At 62.2% G+C, this 11,344-nt stretch carries 13 protein-coding genes; 6 read left to right on the forward strand and 7 right to left on the reverse strand.

The features are described 5' to 3' along the window. Positions 1–9: 9 nt before the first annotated feature. Complete coding sequence (locus tag RR51_RS21935; RefSeq protein WP_039614665.1) at positions 10–396, reverse strand: hypothetical protein; 387 nt, start codon at positions 394–396, stop codon at positions 10–12. A 145-nt stretch (positions 397–541) separates the two neighbouring features. Between RR51_RS21935 and RR51_RS21940 the strand changes: the two genes are divergently transcribed. Then, positions 542–739 (forward strand): heavy-metal-associated domain-containing protein, encoded by a 198-nt coding sequence (locus RR51_RS21940; protein WP_003257072.1) that lies wholly within the window; start codon positions 542–544, stop codon positions 737–739. A gap of 193 nt (positions 740–932) precedes the next feature. Beyond that, a complete protein-coding gene (locus RR51_RS21945) occupies positions 933–2,114 on the forward strand; it encodes a multidrug effflux MFS transporter (RefSeq protein WP_039614666.1) in 1,182 nt (393 codons plus the stop codon). On the opposite strand, the gene RR51_RS31615 is transcribed toward RR51_RS21945, so the two are convergent. Next, positions 2,065–2,262 (reverse strand): hypothetical protein, encoded by a 198-nt coding sequence (locus tag RR51_RS31615; protein ID WP_075044510.1) that lies wholly within the window; start codon positions 2,260–2,262, stop codon positions 2,065–2,067. The two genes, RR51_RS21945 and RR51_RS31615, sit on opposite strands and share 50 nt — an antisense overlap. Before the next feature lie 487 nt (positions 2,263–2,749). On the opposite strand from RR51_RS31615, the gene RR51_RS21950 reads away from it, so the two are divergent. After that, a complete protein-coding gene (locus RR51_RS21950; RefSeq protein ID WP_013970739.1) occupies positions 2,750–3,463 on the forward strand; it encodes an ArsR/SmtB family transcription factor in 714 nt (237 codons plus the stop codon). A gap of 31 nt (positions 3,464–3,494) precedes the next feature. Here the strand turns inward: RR51_RS21950 and RR51_RS21955 are convergent, their stop codons facing one another. The 5 genes from RR51_RS21955 to RR51_RS21975 all read right to left on the reverse strand — a co-directional run bounded on the left by RR51_RS21955 (position 3,495) and on the right by RR51_RS21975 (position 7,849). After that, positions 3,495–4,442: an adenosine deaminase gene (locus RR51_RS21955; protein WP_013970740.1), complete on the reverse strand. Its 948-nt coding sequence runs from the start codon at positions 4,440–4,442 to the stop codon at positions 3,495–3,497. A gap of 86 nt (positions 4,443–4,528) precedes the next feature. Beyond that, on the reverse strand, positions 4,529–5,215 hold the full coding sequence (locus RR51_RS21960; protein ID WP_013970741.1) for an SDR family oxidoreductase: 687 nt from the start codon (positions 5,213–5,215) through the stop codon (positions 4,529–4,531). Positions 5,216–5,584: 369 nt separating this feature from the next. Beyond that, on the reverse strand, positions 5,585–6,169 hold the full coding sequence (locus tag RR51_RS21965; protein ID WP_016484768.1) for an IMPACT family protein: 585 nt from the start codon (positions 6,167–6,169) through the stop codon (positions 5,585–5,587). Positions 6,170–6,178: 9 nt separating this feature from the next. Further along, entirely contained in the window at positions 6,179–6,841 is a 663-nt protein-coding gene (locus RR51_RS21970) for a TetR/AcrR family transcriptional regulator (protein WP_003257076.1), read from the reverse strand. 90 nt (positions 6,842–6,931) lie between these two features. Further along, positions 6,932–7,849 carry a LysR family transcriptional regulator gene (locus tag RR51_RS21975; protein ID WP_013970743.1) on the reverse strand — a complete coding sequence of 306 codons (918 nt, stop codon included), beginning with the start codon at positions 7,847–7,849 and terminating at the stop codon, positions 6,932–6,934. Between the two features lie 118 nt (positions 7,850–7,967). On the opposite strand from RR51_RS21975, the gene RR51_RS21980 reads away from it, so the two are divergent. From RR51_RS21980 to RR51_RS31620, 3 genes are all read left to right on the forward strand, one after another. After that, positions 7,968–9,314 carry an aspartate aminotransferase family protein gene (locus tag RR51_RS21980; protein WP_013970744.1) on the forward strand — a complete coding sequence of 449 codons (1,347 nt, stop codon included), beginning with the start codon at positions 7,968–7,970 and terminating at the stop codon, positions 9,312–9,314. 71 nt (positions 9,315–9,385) lie between these two features. Next, positions 9,386–10,879 (forward strand): CoA-acylating methylmalonate-semialdehyde dehydrogenase, encoded by a 1,494-nt coding sequence (locus RR51_RS21985; RefSeq protein ID WP_039614667.1) that lies wholly within the window; start codon positions 9,386–9,388, stop codon positions 10,877–10,879. 217 nt (positions 10,880–11,096) lie between these two features. Next, a partial coding sequence (locus RR51_RS31620; protein WP_236693290.1) for a hypothetical protein occupies positions 11,097–11,344 on the forward strand: 248 nt, incomplete at its 3' end.

Raw genomic sequence — 11,344 nt, forward strand, 5'->3', positions numbered from 1 at the left:
CAGGTAAGGTCAATAGCCCAGGCCGGCTCGCTTCAACTCCAGCCCATATTGCCCCATGGCGATGCGGTATTTGTTGATCTGGCCCGCCTGCAGGTTCAATCGCGTGCTGCGTTGGTCCTCGACACCCGGGGCGCAGCCGGGCATTTGCCCGGGCAGCAGGCGCAGGCGCACGTCCACCGGGCCGGGCGGCAGGTTGAACGAGGTGGACTGCTCCTGAAACACGCGCCCGGAGAGCTGGTCGTTGAGGTAGATGCCGATTTCGCAACTGGTGGCCACTTCCAGACGCTCGCGGGAAATGATCAGCACGCTGTAGTCCGAGTTGCCCTCGGCGCTGACCGGTGGCACTGCAGCCAGCGTGCTCAATAGCCCGACGACGCCCAATGCTGCCCTGAACATGAAAAATCTCCTGCTTGCCTGATCATCAAAGGCGCAGCTTGGCCGACGCGCGCGCGGATTTCCACCCCGGCTGGTGTCGGCAAGTCTTGACCTTGCCCCGATGGCAAGCTTGAGACTTGTGGAAAACCTGAAGGAGGTAACCCCCATGCAAGTGTTCAATGTACAAGGCATGACCTGTGGCCATTGCGTGAAAGCCGTGACCCGGGCAGTGCAGGAGCAGGATGCCGCGGCCAAGGTGGAGGTCGATCTGGCGGCCAGGCAGGTACGGGTGCAGAGCGAGTTGGCTCAGGAGCGGATCCTCACGGCCATTCGCGATGAAGGTTATCAGGTCGAGGCGGCCTGAATACTGACCTGTGGGAGCGGGCGTGCCCGCGAACACCGGCGTAGCCGGTGCCATCCACCGCGCCGCCTGATTCGCGGGCACGCCCGCTCCCACAGGGGGCGCTCCAGGCTCGGTATTGTTGCAAATGTTTTCACATCGATAGGGGCCACAGCAGGTAGAATCGAGCACTTGCTTAGCCTGCTATGGATTCCTGATGAACCTGCGAATGGTGCTCATCCTGGGCGCACTCAGTGCGTTCGGGCCCTTGGCGATCGACTTCTACCTGCCCGCCTTCCCGGCCATGGCGCAGGCGTTCGCCACCGATGAAAAACACGTCCAGGCCACCTTGGCCGCCTACTTCCTTGGCCTGTCCTTCGGGCAACTGGCCTACGGGCCGGTGGCTGACCGCTTTGGCCGACGCAAGCCGCTGATGTTCGGGGTGACCCTGTTCACCCTGGCGTCACTGGCATGTGCCTATGCCCCCGACCTCGATACCCTGGTGCTGGCGCGGTTTGTCCAGGCGTTGGGCGGTTGCGCCGGGATGGTGCTTTCGCGGGCCATCGTCAGTGACAAGTGCGACCCGGTGGCCTCGGCCAAGGTGTTCTCGCAACTGATGCTGGTCATGGGTCTGGCGCCAATCCTGGCACCGATGCTGGGCGGGGTGCTGGTGAACGTGGCCGGCTGGCAATCGATCTTCCTCGCCCTGAGCCTGTTCAGTGCCGGCTGCCTGTTGGCGGTCAGCCTGGGCCTGCCGGAAAGCCTGCCCGAGCACATACCGCGGCAACCGCTGTCTGGCGCCATGCGCCAATACTTGCGCCTGTTCGCTGACCGGGTGTTCGTCGGCCATGCCCTGACCGGTGGTATCGCCATTGCCGGCATGTTTGCCTACATCGCCGGTTCGCCTTTCGTGTTCATCAAGCTCTATGGCGTGCCGGCCGAGCATTACGGCTGGTTGTTCGGCACCAATGCCGCCGGCTTCATCCTGGTGGCGCAGGTGAATGCACGCTTGCTGGCCAAGCGCGGGCCGGCATTTCTGTTGGCGCGTGCGGTGTGGCTGTACCTGGCTGCGGGCCTGGTGTTGCTGGCCGTGGCGGCAACGCGGCCAACACAGCTGTGGCCACTGCTGGTACCGCTGTTCGTCTGCATCTCCAGCCTCGGCTGCATCATCCCCAACGCCTCTGCCTGTGCCATGAGCGGGCAGGGGACGCGGGCCGGCAGTGCCTCGGCGCTGATGGGCTGCCTGCAGTTCAGCGTCGCCGCCGGCGCAGCAGCGCTGGTCGGGCTGCTGCATGATGGCAGTGCGGTACCGATGGCGCTGGTGATCAGCCTGTGCGGGGCGCTGGTGGTCAGTGTCGCGCTGCTGACCCGACGCTTGCCGGCCAAGGCTCCCGCATAAGCGGGTGAGGTGCCTGCAGACGGGTTTCCAGCGTGGCGACGAAGGCACGCGCCTCGGCCTCGCTGCGGAAACTGACCACGTGTTGATCGAGCTGGACCTGCCAGGGGCAAGCGGGGTTTCGGCTCGATGCACTGACGACAATTTTCATCGCGGCATACCTCCAAAGGGGGAGAGCGGATGAAGTGTAGCGCTGCACCTTCTGCCCGCCATGACCTGCATCAGTGTCCTGACTGACGGTCGGCAAGAACGTTTTCTACATGTTTTTTCCAGCTTGGGGTGCAATGCCCGCAAGCACGTGGAACCTTCGCTTTGGGTTGCGCTACTTGTGGAAACTGGTTGTCGGCCGCGTCCGAAGTTGCATCCGGTGTTTTTTCCGCCTGTCGTTTCCGGGCTCCTGCCATGTGTGCCGGGCTGCTTGTCCACGCGGTCCGGGCAGCTTTCACGCACTGTTCCGCTGCCTGCCATGGGTAGGCATACCCAGTGGTATTTTGCCTGTGGCACCACTGCGCGGCGCTGCCTGAATGGCGTTTTTTGCGGCTTATACTGGCGAACCAGGCCAGTGCCAGCGAGAGGCGCTTCCCTGCCAGGGGTGGCCATCGCATCCACACAGTGAACTTGCAGGGAGTTACAGGGACATGAACGCAGCCAGCAGTATCAGCCAGATTGCCAGCCTGATGGCCGACCCCAAGCGCAGTGCCATGTTGTGGGCATTGATCGATGGCACGCCGCGGCTGGCCAACGAGCTCGCGGTAATGACAGGCCTGACCTCGTCATCGGCCTGCGCTCATCTTTCGTTGTTGTCGTCGGCCGGTTTGCTCCGACACGAAGCGCGGGGGCGCAAGCGCTACTTCCGGCTGGCCACCCCGCAAGTCGGGGCAGCGGTGGAGGCCCTGGCCAGTGTCCAGTTGGAGAGTGCCAGGGGGGAGCGGGCCAAAGCACCGGTATCACCGCTGCCCATGTCGATACGCAGGGCGCGTCGCTGTGGCGATCACTTGGGGGGGGAACTGGCCGGTGAGCTGTATCACCGTCTGGTGGTGGCCGGCTGGCTGGAGGGTAGTGGTCGGCAGTTGATGGTAAGCGAAGAGGGGCGGACGCAGTTGGCTTTGGTCGGGGTCTACATCGATGCCTTGGCGCCGCACCAGCAACGTGGCTGCGTGATCTGCCGCTGCACCGAGTGGAACGACCAGGGGCCGCACCTGGGCGGCGTGCTGGGGCAGGCCTTGTTCCGGCTGTTCCTGCAATCTGGCTGGATGCGCGAGGCCGAGGACTCGCGGGCATTGCATATTTCTGCGTTGGGTATCCAGCAGATCAATCGCATTGCCCGCGTGCCGACGTTGCAGGTAGGTTGACGGCGCCACAGATATGTCGCCGTCAGGTCATTCAGGCCAGCCGGGCATCCAGGCTGTTCTGGGCCAGTCGACGGGCCTGGTCTTCGGTCATGCCCAGATGGGTGTACAGGGCGTGGAAGTTTTCGGTGACATAGCCGCCGAAGTAGGCCGGGTCGTCAGAGTTGACCGTGACCTTCACGCCGCGCTCGAGCATCTCGAGGATGTTGTGTTGGCTCATGTGGTCGAACACGCACAGTTTGGTGTTCGACAGCGGGCACACCGTGAGCGGGATCTGCTCGTCGATGATGCGCTGCATCAGGCGCTCGTCCTCGATGGCGCGCACACCGTGGTCGATACGCTTGACCTTCAGCAGGTCCAGGGCTTCCCAGATGTACTCGGGCGGGCCTTCCTCGCCGGCATGGGCAACGGCGACCAGGCCTTCGCTGCGGGCGCGGTCGAACACTCGCTGGAACTTGCTCGGTGGGTGCCCCATTTCCGAGCTGTCCAGGCCAACGGCGATGAACGCATCGCGGAATGGCAGGGCCTGGTCGAGGGTTTTCTGTGCTTCATCTTCGCTGAGGTGGCGCAGGAAGCTGAGGATCAGGCCACTGCTGATGCCCAGTTGTTCGCGACCGTCCTTCAACGCCTGGTTGATGCCGTTGAGCACCACCTCGAAGGGGATGCCGCGGTCGGTATGGGTTTGTGGGTCGAAGAACGGTTCGGTGTGGATCACGTTCTGTGCCTTGCAGCGTTGCAGGTAGGCCCAGGTCAGGTCGTAGAAGTCCTGCTCGGTGCGCAGCACGTCGGCGCCCTGGTAATACAGGTCCAGGAACTCCTGCAGGTTGTTGAAGGCATAGGCACCGCGCAAGGTCTCCACATCGGCCCAGGGCAGGGCGATCTTGTTGCGCTCGGCCAGGGCGAACAGCAGCTCGGGCTCCAGCGAGCCTTCCAGGTGCAGGTGCAGTTCGGCCTTGGGCAGGGCGTTCAACCAGTCATACATGGTGGGTCATCTCGATCAGGTACGGTTGCCGCCATTCTACAGAGCCTGGCCGGGCATTGCGCACGGCCAGGCTGCGACCTGGTGAATCACCAGACCAAGGGTTCGCCCTTGTAGTTGATGAAGCGCAGGCCGCCGTTGCCGCTTTGCGCCTTGATCTGTTCAAGCATGCCGCGGGTGCTGGTCAGCACGTCGATCTCGGCGTTTTCACCGCCCATGTCGGTTTTCACCCAGCCCGGGTGCATGGCCAGTACGCAAAGGTCGGGGCGTTGTTGCTCGACGACGAAGCTGTTGATCATCGAGTTCAGGGCCGCCTTGCTGGCCTTGTACAGGCAGATTTCGCCGCCGTCGGGGATGGTCACGCTGCCCAGGATCGAGCTCATGAAGGCCAGCACGCCGCTGCCTTCGCGTACCTGGCCGACCAGGCGGCGGGCCACGCGGATTGGCGCCACGGCGTTGGTCATGAACAGGTCGCCGATGTCCTTGTTCTGCACCGTCTCCAGGTCTTGCGGCAGAGGCCCCATGACCCCGGCGTTGATGAACACCAGGTCGAAGACTTGGTCTTGCAGGCGTTGCTTGAGGCCATCGAGCTGGGCCGTGTCGTTCATTTCCAGCTGTTCGATGCGCACGCCGGGCACGTCCGCCAGGGCGCCGGGCTGCTGCGGGTTGCGCACGGTGGCGGTGATGGTCCAGCCGTCTTCCTGCAGGCGTTGCACCAGGCCCAGGCCCAGCCCGCGCGAGGCGCCGATGATGAGTGCGGTTTTTGCGTTAGCCATTTGGATGCGCTCCGTGATCGGTTCGAAGAAGGATATTGAGGATAATGCACTGTGGTGCCGAGCGCCTCGTTGTGGGCTGTACGAAAAATCACCAGTTGCGTCAGGCCCTTGTACGGCGTGGCCTTCGGCTTGTTGGCGCACGGGTTATCCACAAGCTGGTCCACAGTTATTGTGTGCAAGCGCAGATGGCTGTGCAGGGCTACGCAGGCTGTGGACCTGGGGATAACGTCAGGAGCATCAACGGTTTGCGGCTGTCATCAAATGGTGATCAAAATATGATCAAGGCTCTGCAGCCCTTTAATAATGCCGCCTGCAAGCGAGTGCCCCAAGCTTATCCACAGGCCGGCCCACAGTTGTTGTGGGCAATGTTCAGCGTGCTTCGAGCAGAATGCGCCCGCGGCTCAAGTCGGCCAACTGCTGCTGCAGTGGCGCCAGGTGGGCGTCACCGAGTGCAATCAACAGGTCCACGCCATTGGCGGTGAACTGCTCATCCAGGACCAGGCCGTCAACCTCTGCCAGGCGCAGCTTTACTAGTGCCAGTTCGCTGAAACTGCAACTGCAGGTGAATTCGCTGCGCTGCACCAGCAGCCGCTTGGGTGCCTGTTGCAGGCATTTGTTGGCGCCGCCGCCGTAGGCCCTGGCCAAGCCGCCAGTTCCCAGCTGAATGCCGCCGTACCAGCGGATTACCAGCACCACCACCTGGTCGCAGTCCTGCGCCTCGATGGCCGCGAGGATTGGCCGCCCCGCGGTACCGCCAGGTTCGCCGTCATCGCTGCTGCGGTACTGGGCGCCAAGCTTCCAGGCCCAGCAGTTGTGGGTGGCGGCCAGGTCGCTGTGGCGTTCGATGAAACTCATCGCGTCGGCGGCACTGCTGATCGGCCCGGCCAGGGTGATGAAGCGGCTTTTGCGGATTTCCTCGCGATACTCGCAGAGGTCGAGCAAGGTAGAAGGCATAAATGACGATCAGGCAGCCGGCTTTATGCCGCAGCCCTTCAAAATGATGTGGATAAGATTGTTGCTCGCGTCTTCCATGTCCTGCTTGGTCAGGCGGCTGCGGCCGGTCACCTGGCAGATCTGGGTGGCGAAGTCGGCGTAGTGCTGGGTGCTGCCCCACAGCAGGAAGATCAGGTGCACCGGGTCGACCGGGTCCATCTTTCCGGCTTCGATCCAGGCCTGGAATACCGCGGCCCGGCCGCGGAACCATTCGCGGTAGTCGGCACTGAAGTATTCGCTCAGGCAGGTGCCGCCGCTGATCACTTCCATGGCGAAAATCCGCGAGGCTTGCGGGTTGCGCCGGGAGAACTCCATCTTGGTGCGGATGTACTGGCTCAGGGCTTCGCCCGGGTCGTCGTCGACGCTCAAGGCGTTGAAGGTGCTGTCCCACAACTCGATGATGTTGCTGAGTACGGCAATGTACAGGCCCAGCTTGTTGGTGAAGTAGTAATGCAGATTGGCCTTGGGCAACCCCGCCTTGAGGGCGATGGTGTTCATGCTGGTGCCCTTGAAACCATGGCGGGCAAACTCGTCTTCGGCGGCCTGGATAATGGCCTGTTCGTTCTTCTGGCGGATGCGGCCCGCGGGCTTGCCCGAGGCGGAGAGGCGATGCGCAGGGACTTCTAGGGTCATGGACGATTCCGTACGGGTCAGTGGCTGCGGCTGTCGGACAAGATTACCTGCCTGTGCCGAAGTGACAAGCGTTTGCGGCACAGACTGGCATCAGCGTGTCGCAGCCAGGCTTTCGAGGAAGCTTTCCAGTACCAGGTTTGGCCGCCGGCCCTTGCGCGTTACCCAGCTGAGACTCAGGTCATAGAAGCGTTCCCGGGGCTTGAGGGCACGCAAGCGGCCTTGCTGCACCCAGAACGTGGCGTAGTGGTCTGGCAGGTAGCCGATGTAGCGCCCGGTAAGGATGAGAAACGCCATGCCTTCGCGGTCCGAAGCACTGGCCGTGCAATTCAGTGCCTGGTAATGCGCCTGGATTTCGGCCGGCAGGCGGAAGGTGGGGGTGATGGCTTCCTGGCTGTTGAGGCGGTCGTCGTCGATCTGCTGGTCATCGGCATAGAACAGTGGGTGGCCGACTGCGCAGTACAGCAGCGAGCGCTCGCTGTACAGCGGCTGGTACTCGAGGCCCGACAGCGGGCTGGTCTGCGGCACCACGCCTACATGCAGGCTGCCATCGAGCACGCCGTGCTCGACCTGGCTGGGTGCGATCATGCGGATCTGGATGCGCACATCGGGGCCGCGGTCCTTGAGTTCGGCCAGGGCATGGGTAATGCGCATGTGTGGCAGGGTCACAAGGTTGTCGGTCAGGCCAATGTTCAGCTCGCCACGCAAATGCTGGTGCAGGCCGTTGACCTCGGTGCGAAAGCTTTCCAGAGCGCTGAGCAGTTGCAGCGCCGAGTGGTAGACCTCGCGGCCTTCCTCGGTCAGCGAGAACCCGGCGCGGCCGCGCTGGCACAGGCGCAGGCCCAGGCGTTGCTCGAGGTCGTTCATCTGCTGGCTGATGGCCGAACGGCCAATGCCCAGCACGTTTTCGGCGGCCGAGAAGCCGCCGCACTCGACGACACTGCGGTAGATCTTCAGCAGGCGGATGTCAAAATCGCTGACTTGGGCGAGTGGATCGGGGCGTCGGCTCATTAGTTTAGTCAGGGCCTGTCTGAAGATTAGAAATGTTGGCTTTTCCAGACTTTATCGCCGTGCCAATTTAGCTGCAACAACATCCATCGTTGCCTAATCGTCTTCCGAGGAACCGCCGATGAACATGCCCGAAACCGCCCCCGCCGGTATCGCCAGCCAGCTCAAGCTGGATGCGCACTGGATGCCCTACACCGCCAACCGCAACTTCCAGCGCGACCCACGCCTGATCGTGGCGGCCGAAGGCAGCTACCTGTTCGACGACCAGGGGCGCAAGATCTTCGATGCCCTGTCCGGTTTGTGGACCTGCGGCGCCGGGCACACCCGCAAGGAAATCACCGAAGCGGTGGCTCGCCAGATCGGCACACTGGACTACTCCCCGGCCTTCCAGTTCGGCCACCCGCTGTCGTTCCAGCTGGCCGAGAAGATCACCGAACTTACCCCGGGCGACCTGAACCATGTGTTCTATACCAACTCCGGTTCCGAGTGTGCCGACACCGCGCTGAAGATGGTGCGTGCCTACTGGCGTCTGAAAGGCCAGGCGACCAAGACCAAGATTATCGGCCGTGCTCGCGGCTACCACGGCGTGAACATCGCCGGCACCAGCCTCGGTGGCGTCAACGGTAACCGCAAGCTGTTCGGTCAACTGCTGGATGTCGACCACCTGCCTCACACCGTGCTGCCGGTCAACGCCTTCTCCAAAGGCATGCCGGAAGAGGGTGGTATCGCCCTCGCTGACGAGATGCTCAAGCTGATCGAGCTGCACGACGCCTCCAACATCGCTGCCGTGATCGTCGAGCCGCTGGCGGGTTCGGCTGGTGTTCTGCCGCCGCCGAAGGGTTACCTGAAGCGCCTGCGTGAAATCTGCACCCAGCACAACATCTTGCTGATCTTCGACGAAGTGATTACCGGCTTCGGCCGCATGGGCGCGATGACTGGCTCCGAAGCCTTCGGCGTGACCCCGGACCTTATGTGCATCGCCAAGCAGGTGACCAACGGCGCCATCCCGATGGGCGCGGTTATCGCCAGCAGCGAGATCTACCAGACCTTCATGAACCAGCCGACCCCGGAGTACGCCGTGGAATTCCCGCACGGCTACACCTACTCGGCCCACCCGGTAGCCTGCGCCGCCGGTATCGCCGCGCTGGACCTGCTGCAGAAGGAAAACCTGGTGCAGGCCGCCGCCGAGCTGGCGCCGCACTTCGAGAAGCTGCTGCATGGCGTGAAGGGCACCAAGAACATCGTCGATATCCGCAACTACGGCCTGGCCGGCGCGATCCAGATCGCTGCCCGCGACGGTGATGCCATCGTGCGTCCGTACGAAGCGGCGATGAAACTGTGGAAGAAAGGCTTCTATGTACGCTTCGGTGGCGACACCCTGCAGTTCGGCCCAACCTTCAACACCACGCCGCAGGAGCTGGACCGCCTGTTCGACGCAGTGGGCGAAACCCTGAACCTGATCGACTGATCTTTCCGATTCTGATGCCAGGCGCGTGAAGATCGCGGGCCTGCCTCAACCTTCTTTATCTGGAGTTTTGCATGAGCATTGTTCAGCACCTGATCCACGGCGAACTGGTTACCAAGGGTGAGCGCACCGCCGATGTCTTCAACCCGTCCACCGGCCAGGCCGTGCGCAAGGTCGAGTTGGCCAGCCGCGCGACCGTGCAGGAAGCGATCGACTCGGCCAAGGCGGCCTTCCCGGCATGGCGTAACACCCCACCGGCCAAGCGCGCCCAGGTGATGTTCCGCTTCAAGCAACTGCTGGAGCAGAACGAAGCGCGTATCTCGCAGATGATCAGCGAAGAGCACGGCAAGACTCTGGAAGATGCTGCTGGCGAACTGAAGCGTGGCATCGAGAATGTCGAGTTCGCCTGCGCCGCGCCGGAAGTGCTCAAAGGCGAGTACAGCCGCAACGTCGGCCCGAACATCGATGCCTGGTCCGACTTCCAGCCGCTGGGCGTGGTTGCCGGTATCACCCCGTTCAACTTCCCGGCCATGGTGCCGCTGTGGATGTACCCACTGGCCATCGCCTGCGGCAACGCCTTCATCCTCAAGCCTTCCGAGCGCGACCCGAGCTCGACCCTGTTCATCGCCCAGCTGCTGCTGGAAGCCGGCCTGCCGAAGGGCATCCTCAACGTGGTGCACGGCGACAAGGAAGCGGTGGATGCGCTGATCGAAGCGCCGGAAGTGAAGGCCCTGAGCTTCGTCGGTTCGACTCCGATCGCCGAGTACATTTACGCTGAAGGCACCAAGCGCGGCAAGCGTGTGCAGGCCCTGGGTGGTGCGAAGAACCACGCGGTGCTGATGCCGGATGCCGACCTGGACAATGCCGTGAGCGCACTGATGGGGGCTGCCTATGGTTCGTGCGGCGAGCGTTGCATGGCCATTTCGGTGGCGGTGTGCGTGGGTGACCAGGTGGCAGACGCCCTGATTGCCAAGCTGGAACCGCAGATCAAGGCCCTGAAGATTGGTGCCGGCACCTCCTGCGGCCTGGACATGGGCCCGCTGGTGACGGCTGCTGCCCGTGACAAGGTAGTGGGCTATATCGACGAAGGTGTTGCTGCTGGCGCCAAGCTGGTGGTGGATGGTCGTGGTTTCCGTGTGGCCGGTAATGAGGATGGCTATTTCGTCGGTGGCACCCTGTTCGACAAGGTGACCCCAGAGATGCGTATCTATAAGGAAGAGATCTTCGGCCCGGTGCTGTGCGTAGTGCGTGTGAACAGCCTGGAGCAGGCCATGCAACTGATCAACGATCATGAGTACGGCAACGGCACCTGCATCTTCACCCGTGACGGTGAAGCGGCGCGCCTTTTCTGTGACGAGATCGAAGTGGGCATGGTCGGTGTGAACGTACCGCTGCCGGTGCCGGTGGCCTACCACAGCTTTGGTGGCTGGAAGCGCTCGCTGTTCGGTGACCTGCATGCCTATGGCCCGGACGGTGTGCGCTTCTATACCCGTCGCAAGGCGATTACCCAGCGCTGGCCGCAGCGGGCCAGCCATGAGGCTTCGCAGTTTGCGTTCCCTAGTTTGTAAGGGATGACGCAGAAGCGGGGAGGCCGACAGGCCTCCCCGCTTTGCTTTTCAGCGATATTAAAGTTTCTTGAAATTAAAGGTTGACGCCCTCTCGAATCCCCTTATAATGCGCCCCACTTCCAGCGACATCGGAACGACAAACTTCTTGAAATTCAACAAGTTAGGTTGTTCAGAAAGAGTTGAAAGGGCTACGATCAAATGATCGCCAGCGGTTGAGATGATGGTTGACAGCGCTTCTAAACGCTGTATGATTCGCCTCCCGCTACGAGAGATCGCAGCGAGTCAAGTGTTTGAAGCTAAACGAGTTTCTCGCAAAAAACTTCAAAATAAACGCTTGACAGCAAATGAGGAAAGCGTAGAATGCGCGCCTCGGTTGAGACGAAACGCTCTTAACCAAACGCTCTTTAACAAATCGAATCAAGCAATTCGTGTGGGTGCTTGTGAGTACGGACTGATAGTCAAAAA

Source organism: Pseudomonas sp. C5pp (genome assembly GCF_000814065.1).
GTDB classification, from domain to species: Bacteria; Pseudomonadota; Gammaproteobacteria; order Pseudomonadales; family Pseudomonadaceae; genus Aquipseudomonas; species Aquipseudomonas asiatica.